We start from the raw sequence: 18,827 nt of genomic DNA on the forward strand, positions 1-18,827 counted from the left end.
TTGAACATGCCGCCCGGCGCGCAGCGTGCCGGGCGGATTGCGTTTTCCCCGCCCGGTGTCAGCGGCGGCGGGGTTGCCTGGAAGCAACGAGCATGATCGACCACAGCAAGGGCTCCTTTTTCGGCCGCCGCGTCGGCAAGCCGCTGCGCGCGGCCCGCCGCGAGATCTTCGAGGCGGCGATCGGGCGTCTGCAGCCGGATCTCGGCCACCCCGCGCCCGCGGACCTGCGCGACATGTTTACGTCGCCGGTGGACGGGGTCTGGATGGAGATCGGCTTCGGCGGCGGCGAACATCTCCTGCACGAGGCGGGCCGGCTGCCGCGAACCGGGTTCATCGGCGTCGAGCCTTTCGTCAGCAGCCTTGCCAAGACGGTTGCCGACATCGAGGCCGCCGAACTCGGCAACGTGCGGGTCTATGGCGACGACGCGATCAAGCTGCTCGACTGGTTGCCGGAGGCCTCGCTCGACGGCATTTACCAGCTCTATCCGGACCCCTGGCCGAAGCGGCGACACTGGAAGCGGCGTTTCGTCAATCCGGTCAATCTCGACCGCATCGCCCGGGTACTCCGGCCGGGAGCCTGCTTCCGCTTCGCCAGCGACATCGACACCTATGTCGAGTGGACGCTTGCCCATCTGGCCGCGCATCCGGCGTTCGAGTGGACGGCGGAGCGCGCCGCCGACTGGCTGGTGCCCTGGCAGCCCTGGTCGGGAACGCGTTACGAGGACAAGGCGTTCCGCGAGGGGCGCAAGGGCCATTATCTGGAGTTTCGGCGCCGCTGAGGCGGGGCGCTCCGTGCCCCGAGGGGCGATTTGGCTTGCTTTGAGAACACGCGGCTGTATAGTACGGACAAATAAATTCTCTATCGGCTCGCATGAGCAGTATGAGAGTGGGCCCTCCCGGGGACCCGCTCTTTTTGTTTTTGGCGACCCGTTATCGGGACTGCCACGATGCCCTGGGGCAGGCCGCGCAACGCGCGGGGCGGGCAAGAAAGAGGTTCTGGTGCAGGATCAGGAAACGCGGATCGTCCGGGAAAACGGGCTGGAGGCACGCATCGCGGCGATGATCGAGCCGGCGATTGTCGACCTCGGCTTCCGCATCGTGCGCGTCAAGCTGTCGGGCGTCGACGGCATGACCCTGCAGATCATGGCGGAACGCCCCGACGGAACCATGTCCGTCGACGACTGCGAGACCGTCAGCCGGGCGATTACGCCGATCCTCGATGTCGAGGATCCGATCAGCCAGGAATACAATCTCGAAATCTCGTCGCCGGGCGTCGACCGGCCACTGGTGCGCGCCGTCGATTTCATTCGCTGGAAGGGGCACCTGGTGAAGCTCGAGCTGGCGGTGCCGCGCGACGGCCGCAAGCGTTTCCGTGGCGAGATCCGCGACGTCGATGGCGGGGACCTGGTGCTCAGGCTCGAGGACCTGCCCGATGACGGCGATCCCGACATCCGCCTCTCGCTGGCCGACATGGCCGAAGCGCGGCTGATGATGACGGATGCACTGGTCGAGGCCTCGCTGAAAGCGGAAAAGGCGGCGCGCCGCCGCGCCGCGGCGAACGGTTCCGGCGACGTGGAGGGCGCCTGACCCTCATAGGGTCTTGCGATATTTAGCGGGCGACGGCCGGATGCCGCGCCGTAGTGATGACAGGATGCGCCGGCGAGACCGGCGCGAGAGGAGTGGACTGAGATGGCAATCAGTGCGAACCGGCTTGAGCTGCTGCAGATCGCCGACGCGGTCGCGCGGGAGAAGTCGATCGACCGCGGCATCGTGATCGCGGCGATGGAGGATGCGATCCAGAAGGCGGCGCGTTCGCGCTACGGGTCGGAGACCGAAGTCCGCGCCGAGATCAATCCGCGCACCGGCGAGATCAAGCTGCAGCGCTTGCTGCTCGTGGCCGAGGAGGTCGAGAACACCTCGACGGAGATCGGCAGGGAAGAGGCGCTGCGCCGCAATCCGATGGCGCAGATCGGCGACTTCATCGCCGAGCCGCTGCCGCCGCTCGATTTCGGCCGCATTGCCGCGCAGTCCGCCAAGCAGGTGATCGTGCAGAAGGTCCGCGAGGCCGAGCGCGACCGTCAGTTCGACGAGTTCAAGGATCGCATCGGCGAGATCGTCAACGGCGTCGTCAAGCGGGTGGAGTACGGCAACGTCATCGTCGACCTCGGTCGGGGCGAGGCGATCGTTCGCCGCGACGAGCTCATCCCGCGCGAGTTGTTCCGCACCGGCGACCGGGTTCGCGCCTATATCTACGACGTGCGCCGCGAACAGCGCGGCCCGCAGGTCTTCCTCTCGCGCACCCATCCGCAGTTCATGGCGAAACTCTTCGCCCAGGAAGTGCCGGAGATCTATGACGGCGTCATCGAGATCCGGGCCGTTGCCCGCGATCCGGGCTCGCGGGCCAAGATCGCCGTGATCTCCAAGGACAGCTCGATCGATCCGGTCGGTGCCTGTGTCGGCATGCGCGGCAGCCGCGTCCAGGCGGTGGTCGGGGAGCTGCAGGGCGAGAAGATCGACATCATTCCGTGGAACCCGGACAACGCCACCTTCATCGTCAATGCGCTGCAGCCGGCGGAAGTCAGCAAGGTCGTGCTCGACGAGGATGCCGAGCGCATCGAGGTCGTGGTTCCCGACGAGCAGCTGTCGCTGGCGATCGGCCGTCGCGGACAGAATGTACGCCTCGCCTCCCAGCTCACCGGCTGGGCAATCGACATCATGACGGAGCAGGATGAGTCCGAGCGCCGCCAGAAGGAATTCGCTGACCGCACGCAGCTTTTCATGGACGCGCTCAATGTCGACGAGTTCGTCGGCCAGCTTCTCGCCTCGGAAGGGTTTGCCTCCGTCGAGGAAGTGGCGTATGTCGAACGCGACGAAGTCGCCACGATCGAGGGTTTCGACGAGGAGACGGCGGACGAAATCCAGGCCCGTGCCCGCGAATATCTCGAAGAGATCGAGGCGAAGCTCGACGAAGAGCGCCGCGAGCTGGGTGTTTCCGACGACTTGCGCGCCATCGATGGCCTGACGACGGCGATGCTCGTCGCTCTGGGCAAGGATGACGTGAAGTCGGTCGAGGATCTTGCCGGCTGCGCCACCGACGATCTCGTCGGCTGGACGGAGCGGGCGAATGGCGAGACCACGCGCCACGAGGGCACGCTGACCGGCTTCGATGTCAGTCGCGCGGATGCCGAGGCGATGATCATGGCGGCCCGTGTCGAGGCCGGCTGGATCTCCGAAGAGGATCTCGTCGAGGACGAGGCGCCGGCCGATGAAGACGCGGCCGGTGACGAGGACGAGCAGTCCGGCATCGCGGCTTCGGGCGTGGTGCACGAGGTCTGAGCAAGCAAATGGCCGGATCGGAAGCGATCGGCGGAGCAAGACGGTGCCGAGGCGAAACGAACCGCTGGAACGAAGCTGCGCCCTGACGCGCAATGTCCGACCGGTCGAGGAAATGATCCGCTTCGTGGCGGGGCCGGACGGTGTCCTGGTGCCGGATCTGAAGCGCAGGCTGCCCGGACGGGGGGTCTGGATCACGGCAAGCCGGGACGCGGTTGCCGCGGCGCAGAAGAAAAAGGTCTTTCCGCGCGCCCTCAAGGACGGGAGCGTGCGGATCGAGGGTGATCTTGCCGGGCAGGTCGACACCCTGCTCGAACGTTCCGCGCTCAACGCGGTTTCGCTTGCCAGGAAGGCGGGCGAGGTCCTTGCCGGTTTCTCCAAGGTGGAGGCGGCCTTGCGCGGACAGGAAGTGATTGGTCTCGTCCAGGCGCGCGATGGCGGCGACGACGGGGCACGCAAGCTCGCGGCGATCGCGCGGGCACGATTTGCCGACGCCGGCACCTGCCGGATGATCGGTTGTTTTACGTCGACTCAATTGGATTTGGCATTGGGTCGGTCAAATGTGATACATGCTGCACTGCTTGCAGGTCGGGCAGGCGAGAATGCTCTCGTCCGGATTGAAGAACTGGAGCGTTTTCGTTCCGGTTCCGACAATGACCCTGTTTCCGGAACGCACGGCGTTCCGGCGGCAAATGACGGTGCGGGCAATGCGGTGATCCAGGACTGAAGGCGATATGAGCGAAACGAAAAACCCCGGCGACAAGACGATCAGCATGGAGCGCAAGACACTGGGCCTGAAACGCTCCGGCGTTGAACAGGGCACGGTCCGTCAGAGCTTCTCGCACGGCCGCACGAAGGCGGTCGTGGTGGAGAAGAAGAAGCGCCGCGTCGTCCTGCCGGGCGAGACGGCCAAGCCCGAGCACGAGGCCGAACCGGCCGCCAAGGCGCCGCCGGCTCCTGCGCGTCGCGCCGATATCGAACCCGGCCCGACCAACGCCGCCGCCGACGGCGCGGCGGCACGCCGTGCCGCGTCCGGCCAGCGTCCGCGTGGCGGCAACATTCTGCGCACCCTGACAGACGACGAAGCCGCGGCCCGCCAGGCCGCGCTGGTCGAGGCGCAGCGCCGCGACGTCGAGGACCGCAAGCGCCGCGAGGAAGAAGACCGGCTGCGCGCCATCGAGGACGAGCGCCGCAAGGTCGAGGAAGCCGCGCGTGCCAAGCAGGAGGCCGAAGAGGCCGCCCGTCGCGCCGCCGAGGAAGCTCTTCGTGGCCCGGCCGAAGGCGACGAGGCACGCGAAAAGGTTTCCGCCGCCGATGCCGCAGCGGCCATGGCTGCCGTCGTGTCCGACGGTGCCTCGACCCAGCCGGCCGCGACCGACGATCGCCCGGCCCGCAAGCCTGCCGCCGCCACTGCGGCACCGGCCCGTGCTGCCGAAAGCGAAGGCGATGCCCGCAAGACCGTCAAGGCGGTCAAGCGCACCAAGGCGGCGCCCGAGCGTCCCACCCCGGTCCGCACCGGCGACGATCGCCGTCGTTCGAAGCTGACGATCTCGTCGGCCACCGGCGATGACGAGGGGCGCAGCCGTTCCCTTGCCTCGCTGCGCCGCCGCCGCGAGAAGGAAAAGCGTGCCGGTCAGCAGGTGGTTCGCGAGAAGATCTCCCGCGAGGTGGTGTTGCCCGAGGCGATCACCATCCAGGACCTGGCCAACCGCATGGCCGAGCGGGCTGTCGACGTGATCAAGCTGCTGATGAAGCAGGGCCAGATGCTGAAGATCAACGATGTGATCGATGCGGACACGGCCGAGCTGATCGCCGAGGAGATGGGGCACACCGTCAAGCGTGTCTCCGAATCCGACGTCGAGGAAGGCCTGTTCTCCGCGGCCGATGCCAACGACACGCTGATCCAGCGTCCGCCGGTCGTGACCATCATGGGCCACGTCGACCACGGCAAGACGTCGCTGCTCGACGCGCTGCGCCGCTCCAACGTGGTGCAGGGCGAGGCCGGTGGCATCACCCAGCATATCGGCGCCTACCAGGTCGATCGCGACGGCAACAAGATCACCTTCATCGACACGCCCGGCCACGCAGCCTTTACCCAGATGCGTGCGCGCGGCGCCAAGGCGACCGATATCGTCATCCTCGTGGTGGCCGCCGACGACGGCGTCATGCCGCAGACCAAGGAAGCGGTTGCTCACGCGAAGGCGGCGAACGTGCCGATCATCGTGGCGATCAACAAGATGGACAAGCCGTCGGCTGATCCGAACAAGGTCCGCACCGATCTCCTGCGTGAAGATATCGTGGTGGAGTCGATGGGCGGCGACGTCATCGATGTCGAGGTTTCCGCAGCCAAGGGCACCAATCTCGACAAGCTGCTGGAGATGATCCTGCTGCAGTCGGAGGTCCTGGAGCTCAGGGCCAATCCGAACCGCACCGCCGAAGGCATCGTCATCGAGGCGCAGCTCGACAAGGGGCGCGGCCCGGTTGCGACCGTCCTCGTGCAGAAGGGAACGCTCAAGGTCGGCGATATCCTGGTGGCGGGCGCCGAGTGGGGCCGCGTGCGCGCCATGCTCGACGAGAACAGCCAGCAGGAAAAGGAAGCCGGCCCGTCGAAGCCCGTCGAGGTGCTCGGTTTCAACGGCACGCCCGAGGCCGGCGACATGGTCGCCGTCGTCGAGAACGAGGCGCGGGCCCGGGAGATCGTCGAGTACCGTCAGCGCCAGAAGCGCGAGAAGACCAGCATTCGCGACATCGGTGCGCGCGGTTCGCTCGAGCAGATGATGAATCGCCTGCAGGAGAGCGGCCACAAGGAAACGCCGCTTCTCATCAAGGGCGACGTGCAAGGTTCGGTCGAAGCGATCGCCGGCGCGCTGGAGGCGCTCGGCACCGACGAGGTCAAGGCGCGCTTGCTGCATGCCGGCGTTGGCGGCATCACCGAAAGCGACGTCACGCTGGCCGCCGCATCCGGCGCACCGATCATCGGCTTCAACGTGCGTGCCAACAAGCAGGCGCGCGAAGCGGCCGAGCGCGAGGGCATCGAGATCCGTTACTACAACATCATCTACAATCTCGTGGATGACGTGAAGGCGGCGATGTCGGGTCTGCTTTCACCGGAGCGCCGCGAGACCTTCCTTGGCAATGCGGAGATCCTGGAGATCTTCAACATCACCAAGGTCGGCAAGGTGGCCGGTTGCCGGGTGACCGAGGGCATCGTGGAGCGCGGCGCGGAAGTGCGCCTGATCCGCGAGAATGTCGTCATTCACGAAGGCAAGCTCGGCACGCTCAAGCGCTACAAGGACGAGGTGAAGGAAGTTCAGTCCGGCCAGGAGTGCGGCATGAACTTCGTCAGCTACCAGGACATGCGCCCGGGCGACGTCATCGAGTGCTACCGGGTCGAGGAGATCGCGCGCACCCTGTAAGGGCGCCCGCCACATCCGTTTCGCGCCGGCGGGTCCCCCCGCCGGCGTTTTCCGTTTCGCCGGGATGCGCTTCCCGCCGCCGGCGCGGCCGCTTGAGGCAATGCGCCGCCTTAACCCAACTGGACCGGTTCCATGGCCAATTCGAACAAGACCCCCGCCGGGATGCCGTCGCAGCGCCAGCTGCGTGTCGGTGAACTCGTGCGCAAGGAGGTCTCCGACATTCTGGCGCGCGGCACGCTTGCCGATCCCGTCCTCGACGGCACCATCGTCTCCGTGCCGGAGGTGCGCATGACGCCTGATCTCAGGCTGGCGAACTGCCTGGTGATGCCGCTTGGCGGCAAGGATGCGGACAAGGTCGTCGCGGCGCTCAACCGCAGCTCCCGCCACATCCGCCGCGAGCTTGGCCGGCGGCTGACGATGAAGTTTCTTCCCGACGTGCGCTTTGTCATCGATACGCGTTTCGACGACGACGACCGCATCACCTCGCTGCTGCGCCGCGATGACGTGCGCCGCGACATCGAGGACGAGGACGGCCAGGACCGGGACGGGCACTGACGCGATGGGACGGCGCAGCAAGGCGAACCGCAACCGCATCGACGGCTGGCTTGTCCTCGACAAGCCGGTCGGGATCACCTCCAACGACGCGCTCACCCGCCTGAAGAAGATCTTTCATCCCGAGAAGGTCGGCCATGCGGGCACGCTCGACCCGCTCGCCTCGGGCCTGCTGCCGGTGGCTTTCGGCGAGGCGACGAAGACGGTCTCCTTCGCCATGGACGGACGCAAGGTCTATCGGTTCACCGCCCGCTGGGGCGAGGCGACGGAGACCGACGACACCGAGGGCGAGGTGGTCGAAACCTGCGAAATCCGGCCGACAGCCGCCGACATCGCGGCGATCCTGCCCGAGTTCCGGGGCACGATCAGCCAGGTTCCGCCGAAATATTCCGCCATCAAGGTGGATGGCGCGCGCGCCTACGATCTGGCGCGTGGCGGCGAGACGGTCGAACTGGCAGCCCGTGACATCGAGGTTCACCGGCTGGACCTGGTCGAATGCCCGGACGCCGACCATGCGATCTTCGAGGCCGAGTGCGGCAAGGGGACCTATGTGCGTGCCCTGGCGCGCGACATGGCGCGCCGACTGGGAACCTGTGCCCATGTCGCCGGTCTGCGGCGTCTTGTCGTCGGTCCCTTTGACGAGGCGGACATGATTCCGCTGGAAACTCTCGAAGAGTTGGGGCAATGTGCGCCCGGCGGGGGCCTCACCGGGGCCCACGCCGATTTTGTTTTGCCTGTTGCGACCGCGCTGGACGACATCCCGGCGCTGGCCGTCAGCCGGCAGGACGCCGCCCGCCTCAGAAGAGGGCAGGGTGTTTTGCTGCGCGGGCGGGATGCCCCGGCGTCTACCGGTCTCGTTTCAGTTACCACTCACGGAGAGCTGGTGGCGATCGGCGAGGTCGAGCGCGGGGAACTTCTGCCACGGCGCGTTTTCAATCTCGCGGAGGACACATCCGCCGCGACCATCGTCGAAAGGACAACCGATGTCGATTACCGCTGAACGCAAGGCGGAACTGATCAAGGAATATGCGATCAAGGAAGGTGACACGGGGTCTGCCGATGTGCAGGTCGCGATTCTCACCGAGCGGATCGCCAACCTCACGGAACACTTCAAGGGCCATGGCAAGGACAACCACTCCCGCCGCGGCCTCCTGAAGATGGTGAGCCTGCGCCGGTCGCTTCTCGATTACCTGAAGAAGACCGAAGAAGGCCGCTACCAGGACCTGATCAAGCGTCTCGGCCTGCGCCGCTGACGACACGGCAACGCGGCGTCCGCAAGGGCGCCGCGTTTGCGTATCCGCCGTCCGAAGGGGCGGCCGGGTGACGGTCATGGGGCAGGATAGCAGGTGGCTTGCATGCCCGGTAAGAAACCGGGCTCACGAGCCTCCCGCTGTCTTGCCCGTGGCGCGTCTCGTACCGGTGCGAGGGCATGGTGCCGCTCGTGCCACCCCATGGGAATGACCCGCGCGAGGCCATTTGGGCGCCGCGGGTGACCGAAAGCTAGGATAGAACATGTTTGATATTCATCGCGTGGAAGTGGACTGGGGCGGACGCCCGCTGACGCTGGAGACGGGCAAGGTTGCCCGCCAGGCGGACGGCGCGGTTCTGGCGACCTACGGCGAGACCAAGGTGCTGGCCACCGTCGTCGCCGCCAAGGAGCCGAAGCCCGGCCAGGACTTCTTCCCGCTGACCGTGAACTACCAGGAAAAGGCCTATGCGGCCGGCAAGATCCCGGGTGGCTTCTTCAAGCGCGAGGGACGCCCTTCGGAGCACGAGACGCTGACCTCGCGCCTGATCGACCGTCCGATCCGCCCGCTTTTCGTCGACGGCTTCAAGTGCGACACCCAGGTGATCATCACCGTCCTGTCGCATGACATGGAGAACGCGCCGGACATTCTCGCCATGGTGGCGGCCTCTGCGGCCCTGACCATCTCGGGCATCCCCTTCATGGGTCCGATCGGCGGCGCACGCATTGGTTACATCAACGGCGAGTACGTCCTCAATCCGCTGATCGACGACATGCCGGAATCCTCGCTCGATCTGATCGTCGCCGGCACCGGCGAAGCGGTGCTGATGGTCGAGTCCGAAGCCAAGGAACTGCCCGAGGACATCATGCTCGGCGCCGTCATGTTCGGCTTCAAGGGCTTCCAGACGGTGATCGACGCGATCATCAAGCTGGCCGAGACAGCCGCTCGCGCGCCGCGCGAGGTGAACCTCCCGGATCATTCGGACCTGGCTGCGCGCATCAAGGCGCTGGCCGCCGACGACCTGACCGCCGCCTATGCGATCCGCGAGAAGAGCGAGCGCAAGGCCGCCGTCGACGCCGTAAAGGCCAAGGTGGTCGCGACCCTCACCGCCGAAGCCGGCGATGCCGGCATCGACAAGGTCGTCGTCGGCGATCTCTTCAAGAAGACCGAGGCCGGCATCGTGCGCGGCGCGATCCTCGACAAGGGCGAGCGCATCGACGGCCGCGATCTGAAGACGGTCCGTCCGATCGTGTCGGAAGCGGGCATCCTGCCGCGCGCCCACGGTTCGGCGCTGTTCACCCGCGGCGAGACACAGTCGCTCGTCGTCGCGACGCTCGGCACGAATGATGACGAGCAGTTCGTCGACGCGCTGGAGGGGACCTACAAGTCCACCTTCATGCTGCACTACAACTTCCCGCCCTACTCGGTCGGTGAGACCGGCCGCACCGGTTCGCCGGGTCGCCGCGAGATCGGTCACGGCAAGCTTGCATGGCGCGCCGTGCACCCGCTGCTGCCGCCGCATCACGAGTTCCCCTACACCCTTCGGGTCGTGTCGGAGATCACCGAGTCGAACGGCTCGTCGTCGATGGCAACGGTATGCGGCACCTCGCTGGCGCTGATGGACGCGGGCGTTCCGCTGAAGGCCCCTGTGGCGGGCATCGCCATGGGCCTGATCAAGGAGAACGACAAGTTCGCCGTTCTGTCCGACATCCTTGGCGACGAGGATCATCTCGGCGACATGGACTTCAAGGTCGCCGGCACGGGCACGGGCATCACCTCGCTGCAGATGGACATCAAGATCGACGGCATCACCGAGGAGATCATGCGGGTTGCGCTCGATCAGGCGCGCGATGGCCGCATCCATATCCTCGGCGAAATGTCGAGCGCCCTCTCGGAAGCCCGCGCCGAGCTCGGCGAGCATGCCCCGCGCATCGAAGTGATGAAGATCCCGGTCGACAAGATCCGTGAAGTCATCGGCTCCGGCGGCAAGGTGATCCGCGAGATCGTCGAGAAGACCGGCGCCAAGGTCAACATCGAGGACGACGGCACCGTCAAGATCGCCTCCGCGGACGGCAAGGCGATCAAGGCGGCCGTGAACTGGATCAACTCCATCGCTGCCGAGCCGGAAGTGGGCGTGGTCTACGAGGGGCGTGTCGTCAAGACCGTCGACTTCGGCGCCTTCGTCAATTTCTTCGGCGCCAAGGACGGGCTGGTCCATATCTCGCAGCTCGCACCGCAGAAAGTTGCCAAGACCACCGACGTGGTCAAGGAAGGCGACAAGGTCTGGGTCAAGCTGATGGGCTTCGACGAGCGCGGCAAGGTTCGCCTGTCGATGAAGGTCGTCGATCAGGAGACCGGCAAGGAAATCGCCTCCGAGGGCTGACCGCCCGGGAGGGCCGGCCCTGGGCCGGACGCCGAGACATCCTGAAAACGGAACAAGACAAGACGGGCCGGGGCAATCCCTGGCCCGTTTTCTTTTGCTGGCGCAACTGCGGGGCGTTCCGGTTGCCGGGGGCGGCATCGGGCGTGTCAGGCGGTTCCGGCAACCGGCGTGCTGGTTTCGCCATGCGCGCTGAGAAATCCCTGGAACTGCTCGTCGGGCATCGGGCGGCCGAGGTGGAAGCCCTGGATCTGCGTGCAGCCGAGATTGCCGAGAAGCCGGCACTGGCCTTCGGTCTCGACGCCTTCCGCGATCACGGTGATGCCGAGGCTGGCCGCCATGACGACGATCGCCTCGACCAGCGCGAGGTCGTCGCGGTCGGTTTCCAGGTCGCGAATGAAGGACCGGTCGATCTTCAAGGTGTCGATCGGGAAGCGCTTCAGGTTGCTGAGCGAGGAGAACCCTGTTCCGAAATCGTCGAGCGACAGCCGGATGCCAAGGCTGCGAATGGCATGCAGCGTCTCGATCGGATCGCTGCCGGTTTCGTCGAACATGACGCTTTCGGTGATTTCCAGATGCAGCCGGTCGGGTGGCATCCCCGTGCGCGCCAGCGTATCGCGCACCAGGTCGATGAACCGCTCGTCGCGGCACTGGCGCGGCGAGACGTTGACGCTGATCGTCGGCAGGTCCAGTCCCTTGGCAATGCAGCGCTGATAGAACAGGCAGGCTTCCTCCAGGACGAAGGCGCCGAGTGGAACGATCAGGCCGGTGTTCTCGGCGATCGGGATGAAGTCGGCGGGCGAGATCGCCCCGCGCTCGGGATCGTTCCAGCGCACCAGCGCCTCGCAGCCCGACACGATGTTGCGGCCAATGTCGATCACCGGCTGGAAGTTCAGCGTCAGCTGGCGCTTTTCGAGCGCGCGCCGCAGCGAACTTTCCAGCTCCAGCGCCCGCGCGACATGCTCGTTCATGTGGGCGGAGAAGAAGCGCAGCTTGTTCCCGCCTTCCGCCTTGGCATGGTACATCGCGGTATCGGCCTGGCGGAGCAGCAGCTCGTCATCGTTCCCGTCGGCGGGGAAGACGGTGATGCCTATGCTGGCCGTCGAGAAGACCTCGACATTGCCGCCGACCACCAGCGGGCGGGACAGTTCCTCCAGGACGCGCGCCGCGGCGATCTCGACGTCGAAGACGCTGCGCGTGTTGCTGAGGATCACGGCAAACTCGTCGCCTCCCAGGCGGGCAACCGTGTCATTGTCGTCGAGCACCGATCCGATGCGGGTTGCGGTGGCCTTGATGAGCTGGTCGCCGGTGCTGTGGCCAAGGCTGTCGTTGATGTTCTTGAACCGGTCGAGATCCAGGAACAGGAGCGCGACGATGTGGCCTTCCCACTGCGCCCGCGACATGGCCTGTACCAGCCGGTCGCGGAACAGGTTGCGATTGGGCAGTCCCGTCAGTGTGTCGAAATTCGCCTGTCGGACAATCAGCTCTTCCTGGCGCTTGCGTTCCGAGATGTCGCTGATCGTCGCGTAATAGGCATCGACGCCGTTCCAGCGGGTCTGGCGCAGATGAACCTCAACCCAGACGCGCGTGCTGTCCGTGGCGATTGCCTTCACCTCGTAGACATCGGGTGCGGATGCCCCGGATTCGCGCGCCTTGTTGTAGGAGAACATTCTGTCATGCTCTTCGGGAGCGAACAGGTTGATAACGGGTTGCCCGATCACCTTGTGGCGGTCGTCGATGCTGTAGCCAAGGATCCGCAACAAGGAATCGTTGACATAAAGGACCTTCAGGTCCGCGTGAATAATGACGCCTTGCAGGGATTCATCGATCAGCGCACGGAACTGGGCATCGGTTTCCTTCAGGTCCTGGAAGGCTTCCTGCAGGGCGGAGCCCAGGGCGTTGAACTCGCGCACCTTGCCTGGCCTGTATGTGAGGTCGGAGGTGTCGCTGCGGATCTTGTTGGCATAGCCGACGAGCCGTTGCAGGGCCGGACTGGTGAAGCGGTGCAGGGCATAGGCGCCCAGTACCGAGCCGGCGAGCACATAGAGAAGAAAGGGTGTGAACAGCGTCCGGTAGGTGTCCTGGATGTTTTCGATCGTTTCGCCGGGATGGTCGCTGACGAGGTGGATTTCCGGTCCGTCTATACTGCCGGCAAGGCTCGAATGGACAAGGAGCCTGTCGTCGACCAGCACGTGGGATCCATCGACGAACCCGTCATACAGTTCTTCCGGGTCCGAATGCGTTCGAAGCATGCCGACGCTGGCGACCACGCGGTCTCCCTGGAACAGCGCCAGGCTCTCCGTGTCGAGCGCCTGGACCATGTCCGAGAGAATGAACATGCTGTCGTTCAGCACATATCCGCCAGCCAATGTGCCGAGAACCCGCCCGTCGAGCTCGTCGATAATGGGAATGGCCTCGACGGCGAGCAGCAGGGGGGTGCCGTCGCGCCCGGAATCTCCCGCAAGCAGGCGCCAGGTGCCGGCGGGCAAACGGGCCCGCTCGCTCGCCGGAAGGATGGCACCGAGGTCATAGATCGACGAGCCGGCATCGATCCAGCCGGGCATTCCGGCACGGTCGATGACAAGCAGTTCGAACTGGGCCCCGACCGGTTGCTCCGCGGCATCCTTGAGGATCTGGCGAACCAGCTTGTCGTTGCCGGATGCGATACCGCGACGCAGGGCCGAATTGTCGGCAAGAGCGCGCAGATGGGTATCGAGCCGGGCGAGCGACTGGTTGAACACCAGCCGGGCAAGCATGCCCTCCTTGCGGGCGAAACGTTCCAGCTCCCGGTCGGCGATCGACAGGCTGCCGATATAGCTGATCGCGAACAGCGCGGCCGACGTCGTCAGCAGGGCAACCGCGAAGAGGCCCAGCACAAACCTGTTGAAACTGAAATCGTTTTTTCGCCTCATCGGGAGTAGCGGAAAGCCCTCCTTTTCAGCGCCTCGATCCGGGCCCGGTCATGATCGGCGGGAACCAGTTCGAACGCGCCCGAATAGACCAGCGGCACGTCGTTGCCGCGCCCCTGCAGGTCGAGGGAGATGGCTTCCGCGATGGCAACGCCGTTGTCGTCGTTCATGCGCATCACGGTGGCCGAGAGATGCCCGTTCTCGATCAGTTCCAGTTCGGCGCTGCCGCCGCCCCAGCCATTGGTCGAGACGTCGCCGACCAGTCCCATTTCGGCGATGGCATCGCTGACACCCAGGGCGATATCGGTCGAGCAGGAGAAGATGAAGCCGACATCGGGTTGCCGTGCCAGCAGCGTCATGGCTGCTTCACGTGCCCTTTCGCGGTCGAAGCCGACATAATACGAGGCAACCAGGCGTTTGCGCGAGCGCTCGACCATTGCGAGCCGGAAGGGCTCGCCACGCGCCTGGCTGACCAGACCTTTCGGGCCGTAGAAGATCGCGTAGGGCTCGGCCTGGGGCCGTGTGTGGAGAATGTGCTCGGCGAGAAGCCGGGTGCCAGAGGCATGGTCGAAGCCGACATAGAGAAACGGCTGTTCGCTCCCCCATCTGCGCAGCGGTGTGGTGATGTTCTGCAGGATCACCTTGGGCCGCTTGCGGGCAATCAGGCGCTCGACGATGACGCGATGGCGCAGGGCGTCGAGGGTGAAGACGAGATAGTCGGGGTCGGACTTGAGCGCCTCCGCAACCTGCCGGGTCTGCTCCTGGATTTCCTGCCCGGGCTGGGTGAACTGCGACGTGATTTCGTAGCTGATGCCGAGTTCGTCGAGCCGCGCCTCGAGCGCGACAATGCTCCGTCGCCAGTAGTCGGAGGCCTGGATTGCCGGATAGACGATGGCAATCCGCACGGGATCGGAAGGTGCCTCGATCGGAACTGCGGCATCCGCGACCCGGTCGGAGAAGCGATCGGTGAGGTCGCGCTGCTCGGGCTGATTCTCGAAAAGTTCGGAAAGGCTCCAGTACTCGTCGGGTGTTTCACGGCCGAGTTCAGCTCTCGCGGATCCTGCAACAAGCAGCGCCACCATCAGTAAAAGGCATGCCGGAATGTTGTTTCGGTCGTTTCTCACCATTCCATTCCGAGGTTGAAGACCGCCTTGCGAAGTCTGGATGATTGCCGGTTCACTTTCAAGAGAACAGTATCCAGTTGATAAAGAATGAAAAATCGCTCCAACATGGCGCCTGTCGAAAATTACAAGGGCGTTTCCGTTCCACTGGAGACCAACGCCGGGATTCGCGCAAGCACGCTTGACGCCGCGGCGATGTCTTCTCGGATGTCCGGCAGTCGCCGGCAGCAAGGACTGTGTGGCGACGCGTTGCAGGCCGTCGTCAACCTGCTATACCGCCCATGATGCGGGAAGCAGCGGACTGCGGCAAGCTATGGAGTTGTGGACATGACGGTGATGCGGCTGGCGGTTGTCGGTGCGGCGGGGCGCATGGGCGGGGCGCTGGTCCGGGCCATCGCGCAGATTGACGGGGTCATGCTGTCGGGCGCCGTCGAACGGCTGGGCGCTCCGGATATGGGCAGGGATGCCGGAGAGGTTGCCGGGCTTCCGAAAAACGGAGTGCCGATCACCGACGACGCGCTGGCGGTGTTCGCAGCCGCCGACGGGGTGCTCGATTTCACCGTGCCCGCGGCAACCCGCGAGTTCGCCGAGCTTGCCGCCCAGGCGCGCATCGTCCATGTGATCGGCACGACCGGGATGAGTGACGACGACGTGGAGGCGATCCGTCCCGCCGCCCGCCATGCGCGGATCGTCAAGTCGGGCAACATGAGCCTCGGCGTCAATCTTCTGGCGGCGCTGGTGCGGCAGGCGGCCGCCGCGCTCGACGAGGATTTCGACATCGAGGTGCTGGAGATGCACCACCGTCACAAGGTCGACGCCCCCTCCGGCACGGCGCTGCTGCTGGGCGAGGCCGCAGCCCAAGGGCGCGGCATCGACCTGGCCGCGCGCAGCGTGCGCTCGCGCGACGGCATCACCGGCGAGCGGCCGCGCGGCGACATCGGGTTTGCCACCCTGCGCGGCGGCTCCGTCATCGGCGACCACAGCGTCGTCCTTGCCGGTCCGCTCGAGACCGTGACGCTCTCGCATCACGCCCAGGACCGCCAGATCTTTGCGCGCGGTGCGATCAAGGCGGCCCTGTGGGCGCGCGATCGCAAGCCCGGGCTCTACTCCATGGACGATGTTCTCGGCCTCAAGGCTTGAGATATTCCGCTGCCCGTGCCATCTGGCTGAAAACCCCATCTGGAGATATTCAAGCATGGAACACCTCCTTGTGCTTGTCCGTCACGGGCAAAGCGAATGGAACCTCAAGAACCTGTTCACCGGCTGGAAGGACCCCGGCCTGACCGAGCAGGGGGTGGCCGAGGCGAGTGCGGCCGGAGCAAAGCTCAGGGACCTGAAGCTGGCCTTCGACATGGCCTACACGTCCGACCTGACCCGCGCACAGCACACGCTGGACCTGATCCTCAGGGAACTGGGCCAGGAAGGACTTGAGACGGTTCGCGACCAGGCGCTGAACGAGCGTGACTACGGCGACCTGACAGGCATGAACAAGGACGAGGCGCGGGAGAAGTTCGGCGAGGAGCAGGTTCATGTCTGGCGCCGCTCGTTCGACGTGCCGCCGCCGGGAGGCGAAAGCCTGAAGATGACGGCGGAGCGCGTTCTGCCCTATTACCGCTCCGAGATCCTGCCGCAGGTCATCTCCGGCAAGCGCGTGATCGTTGCCGCGCACGGCAATTCGCTGCGTGCGCTGGTGATGGAACTGGAAGGTCTGACGCCCGAGCAGATCCTCCAGCGGGAACTGGCGACCGGCGCTCCGATCGTCTATCGGCTTACCGACGAAGGCGCGGTTGCCTCCGTTCAGGATCTTGCCGACTGAGCAGGCATCCTTCCTGCCGTCGGCCGGAAATGGATGAAAAGAATGAAAAAGGGGCGCGGACCGGCATTGGTCCGCGCCCCTTTTGCGCAAGCGATGGGGCTCTTCCTAAAGAGCGAAGCCCTGCTGTCCGGCGAGTTGCCGCAGCGACTGTTCCGGCCGGGCGCCGACATGGCCGATCACCTCGGCCGCACAAAGGCAACCGAGTTCCGCCGATGTGGTGAAGTCGAAATCGCGCGACATGCCGAGCAGGAAGCCGGCGGCGAAAAGGTCTCCGGCGCCGGTCAGATCGACGATGTCGCTGACCTTGGCGGCGGGCACCTGCACGGTCTCGCCGCGTGAAATCGCCATTGCGCCCTTGGCACCGAGGGTCAGTGCCGTCACCGCGCAATCCTCGCGGACCGCGGCGATGGCCGTGTCCAGATCGGAGGTCTCGTAGAGGGCCCGCAGTTCATGCTCGTTGGCGAACAGCACGTCGATCGTGCCGTCGCGCATCATTCCGAGAAACTCGGCGCGGTAGCGGTCGACGCAGAAACTGTCGGACAGGGTCAGGCTGACCTTGCGGCCATTGGCATGGGCGATCCCGGCGGCCTTGAGAAAGGCCTTTTTCGCCTCGGGCGGATCCCACAGATAGCCTTCCATGTAGGTGAGCGCGGAGGCCGCCACGGTTTCCGGCTCGATATCCCGCTCCGACAGTTCGACGCAGGCCCCCAGATAGGTGTTCATGGTCCGCTCGCCGTCCGGCGTGATCAGGATCATCGAGCGGGCCGTCGGCGGGCCCTCTCCCTCGATCAGGGCCGGTGTGTCGAAATGGACGCCGGTGCCGCGCATGTCGTGGCGATAGGCATTGCCCAGCTCGTCATTGGCGACCTTGCCGAAATAGGCGGGCGCCCCGCCGAGCGCGGCGATGCCGGCCGCCGTGTTGCCGGCGCTGCCTCCGGAAATGCGGGTTGTCTGCCCCATCTTGTCGTAAAGACGCACGGCTTCTGCCGTGTCGATCAGGCGCATCGAGCCCTTCACCAGGCTTTCTTGCAGGAGGAAATCCTCCTCCACATGGGCGAACACGTCGCAGATGGCATTGCCGATGCAAAGGGTGTCGAAGCTTTGTCCTGTCATGACGGGGGCAGCATCCTTCTGATGGTGGTGGGGAAAGGGTCAGATGCCGGGCGTCGGGCGCAGGGCCCGGTTCGCTTCCGGCTCGCGGATCTTGTCCCGGAACGGATCCGCGGGGTAGACGCCAAGCAGTTTCAGCTCGGCCGAGTAGAAGGCGAGTTCCTCGAGCGCCAGCGACACGGACCGGTCATCCGGGTGCCCTTCCACGTCGGCATAGAACATCGAGGCGAAGAACTGGCCTTCCAGCTGGTAGGATTCCAGCTTGGTCATGTTGACGCCGTTGGTGGCGAAGCCGCCGAGCGCCTTGTAGAGCGCCGCCGGGACGTTGCGGACGCGGAAGATGAAGGTGGTGATCACCGTCCGGCCGTTGTTGGCGGCCCGCAAGGTGTCGCGCGAAAGGATCAGGAAGCGGGTGGTATTGTGCGCCTCGTCCTCGACATCGCGGCGCAGGATCTTCAACCCGTAGGCGTCCGCGGCCATTTCCGGCGCAAGGGCCGCCGCGCTCCGGTCGCCGCGCTCGGCGACCTGGCGGGCGGAACCGGCGGTGTCGGCGCCGATGATCGGCCGCAGGCCCAGTTCCCGGATGACCTTGCGACACTGGCCGAGGGCCATGACGTGGCTCTGGACCGTGGCAAGGTCCTCGATCCCTGCATCGGGCAGGCCCATCAGCTGGAAGCGGATCGGCAGGAAATACTCGCCGATGATCTGCAGCGAGGAGTGCGGCAGCAGGTGATGGATGTCGGCGACACGGCCGGCGACCGAATTCTCGATCGGGATCATGCCGAGATCGGCCTCGCCCGCTTCGATTGCGGTGAAACAGTCCTCGAACGTGGCGCAGGGGACCGGCTCGTAGTCCGGATAGACATTCCTGCAAGCCATGTGCGAGTTGGCGCCATACTCGCCCTGGAAGACGATTTTCTTTTTCGTGGACATGATGGACCGG

The 18,827-nt window shown here is 65.5% G+C and carries 15 protein-coding genes; 11 read left to right on the forward strand and 4 right to left on the reverse strand.

All coding sequences use genetic code 11. The features are described 5' to 3' along the window. Positions 1–92 precede the first annotated feature (92 nt). The 9 genes from trmB (at position 93) to pnp (ending at position 10,931) form a co-directional block, all read left to right on the forward strand. Positions 93–779, forward strand: coding sequence for a tRNA (guanine(46)-N(7))-methyltransferase TrmB (gene trmB, locus ACQY46_RS05035; RefSeq protein WP_428699196.1), 687 nt, complete (start codon positions 93–95; stop codon positions 777–779). 220 nt (positions 780–999) lie between these two features. Next, complete coding sequence (gene rimP / locus ACQY46_RS05040) at positions 1,000–1,587, forward strand: ribosome maturation factor RimP (RefSeq protein WP_428699197.1); 588 nt, start codon at positions 1,000–1,002, stop codon at positions 1,585–1,587. A 102-nt stretch (positions 1,588–1,689) separates the two neighbouring features. Then, positions 1,690–3,336: a transcription termination factor NusA gene (gene nusA / locus ACQY46_RS05045; RefSeq protein WP_428699198.1), complete on the forward strand. Its 1,647-nt coding sequence runs from the start codon at positions 1,690–1,692 to the stop codon at positions 3,334–3,336. Between the two features lie 43 nt (positions 3,337–3,379). After that, entirely contained in the window at positions 3,380–4,060 is a 681-nt protein-coding gene (locus ACQY46_RS05050; protein ID WP_428700416.1) for an RNA-binding protein, read from the forward strand. Between the two features lie 7 nt (positions 4,061–4,067). Then, on the forward strand, positions 4,068–6,749 hold the full coding sequence (gene infB, locus ACQY46_RS05055) for a translation initiation factor IF-2 (protein ID WP_428699199.1): 2,682 nt from the start codon (positions 4,068–4,070) through the stop codon (positions 6,747–6,749). Between the two features lie 132 nt (positions 6,750–6,881). Beyond that, positions 6,882–7,304, forward strand: coding sequence for a 30S ribosome-binding factor RbfA (rbfA, locus tag ACQY46_RS05060; protein WP_428699200.1), 423 nt, complete (start codon positions 6,882–6,884; stop codon positions 7,302–7,304). A 4-nt stretch (positions 7,305–7,308) separates the two neighbouring features. Next, positions 7,309–8,301 (forward strand): tRNA pseudouridine(55) synthase TruB, encoded by a 993-nt coding sequence (gene truB / locus ACQY46_RS05065; RefSeq protein WP_428699201.1) that lies wholly within the window; start codon positions 7,309–7,311, stop codon positions 8,299–8,301. After that, complete coding sequence (gene rpsO, locus ACQY46_RS05070) at positions 8,285–8,554, forward strand: 30S ribosomal protein S15 (protein ID WP_306028098.1); 270 nt, start codon at positions 8,285–8,287, stop codon at positions 8,552–8,554. The genes truB and rpsO overlap by 17 nt, the downstream gene beginning before the upstream one ends. Before the next feature lie 259 nt (positions 8,555–8,813). Further along, positions 8,814–10,931 (forward strand): polyribonucleotide nucleotidyltransferase, encoded by a 2,118-nt coding sequence (gene pnp / locus ACQY46_RS05075; protein ID WP_428699202.1) that lies wholly within the window; start codon positions 8,814–8,816, stop codon positions 10,929–10,931. A 146-nt stretch (positions 10,932–11,077) separates the two neighbouring features. Here pnp and ACQY46_RS05080 read toward each other — a convergent pair whose 3' ends face one another. Together ACQY46_RS05080 and ACQY46_RS05085 are read right to left on the reverse strand one after the other, a co-directional pair. Further along, a complete protein-coding gene (locus ACQY46_RS05080; RefSeq protein ID WP_428699203.1) occupies positions 11,078–13,840 on the reverse strand; it encodes an EAL domain-containing protein in 2,763 nt (920 codons plus the stop codon). Further along, complete coding sequence (locus ACQY46_RS05085) at positions 13,837–14,964, reverse strand: autoinducer 2-binding periplasmic protein LuxP (RefSeq protein WP_428699204.1); 1,128 nt, start codon at positions 14,962–14,964, stop codon at positions 13,837–13,839. Before ACQY46_RS05085 ends, ACQY46_RS05080 begins: the two co-directional genes overlap by 4 nt. 321 nt (positions 14,965–15,285) lie before the next feature. Here ACQY46_RS05085 and dapB point away from each other — a divergent pair, with 321 nt between their 5' ends. Further along, complete coding sequence (gene dapB, locus ACQY46_RS05090) at positions 15,286–16,098, forward strand: 4-hydroxy-tetrahydrodipicolinate reductase (RefSeq protein WP_428699205.1); 813 nt, start codon at positions 15,286–15,288, stop codon at positions 16,096–16,098. Between the two features lie 55 nt (positions 16,099–16,153). Then, a complete protein-coding gene (locus tag ACQY46_RS05095; RefSeq protein ID WP_428699206.1) occupies positions 16,154–16,774 on the forward strand; it encodes a 2,3-bisphosphoglycerate-dependent phosphoglycerate mutase in 621 nt (206 codons plus the stop codon). 105 nt (positions 16,775–16,879) lie between these two features. Here the strand turns inward: ACQY46_RS05095 and ACQY46_RS05100 are convergent, their stop codons facing one another. Both ACQY46_RS05100 and ACQY46_RS05105 read right to left on the reverse strand, forming a co-directional pair. Next, the gene (locus tag ACQY46_RS05100; protein WP_428699207.1) at positions 16,880–17,887 is read right to left on the reverse strand and encodes an adenosine kinase; all 1,008 of its coding nucleotides are present in this window, start codon (positions 17,885–17,887) and stop codon (positions 16,880–16,882) included. A 39-nt stretch (positions 17,888–17,926) separates the two neighbouring features. Beyond that, on the reverse strand, positions 17,927–18,817 hold the full coding sequence (locus ACQY46_RS05105; protein ID WP_428699208.1) for a prephenate dehydratase: 891 nt from the start codon (positions 18,815–18,817) through the stop codon (positions 17,927–17,929). Positions 18,818–18,827 lie beyond the last annotated feature (10 nt).

This window comes from Stappia sp. (assembly GCF_965276915.1).
Lineage (GTDB): Bacteria > Pseudomonadota > Alphaproteobacteria > Rhizobiales > Stappiaceae > Stappia.

Coding starts and splice junctions, on each gene's coding strand:
- ACQY46_RS05105 (WP_428699208.1), bottom strand. CDS start 18,817: ATGTCCACGAAAAAGAAAATCGTCTTCCAGGGCGAGTATGGCGCCAAC.
- infB (WP_428699199.1), top strand. CDS start 4,068: ATGAGCGAAACGAAAAACCCCGGCGACAAGACGATCAGCATGGAGCGC.
- truB (WP_428699201.1), top strand. CDS start 7,309: ATGGGACGGCGCAGCAAGGCGAACCGCAACCGCATCGACGGCTGGCTT.
- ACQY46_RS05085 (WP_428699204.1), bottom strand. CDS start 14,964: ATGGTGAGAAACGACCGAAACAACATTCCGGCATGCCTTTTACTGATG.
- nusA (WP_428699198.1), top strand. CDS start 1,690: ATGGCAATCAGTGCGAACCGGCTTGAGCTGCTGCAGATCGCCGACGCG.
- trmB (WP_428699196.1), top strand. CDS start 93: ATGATCGACCACAGCAAGGGCTCCTTTTTCGGCCGCCGCGTCGGCAAG.
- ACQY46_RS05095 (WP_428699206.1), top strand. CDS start 16,154: ATGGAACACCTCCTTGTGCTTGTCCGTCACGGGCAAAGCGAATGGAAC.
- rbfA (WP_428699200.1), top strand. CDS start 6,882: ATGGCCAATTCGAACAAGACCCCCGCCGGGATGCCGTCGCAGCGCCAG.
- rpsO (WP_306028098.1), top strand. CDS start 8,285: ATGTCGATTACCGCTGAACGCAAGGCGGAACTGATCAAGGAATATGCG.
- pnp (WP_428699202.1), top strand. CDS start 8,814: ATGTTTGATATTCATCGCGTGGAAGTGGACTGGGGCGGACGCCCGCTG.
- dapB (WP_428699205.1), top strand. CDS start 15,286: ATGACGGTGATGCGGCTGGCGGTTGTCGGTGCGGCGGGGCGCATGGGC.
- ACQY46_RS05100 (WP_428699207.1), bottom strand. CDS start 17,887: ATGACAGGACAAAGCTTCGACACCCTTTGCATCGGCAATGCCATCTGC.
- ACQY46_RS05080 (WP_428699203.1), bottom strand. CDS start 13,840: ATGAGGCGAAAAAACGATTTCAGTTTCAACAGGTTTGTGCTGGGCCTC.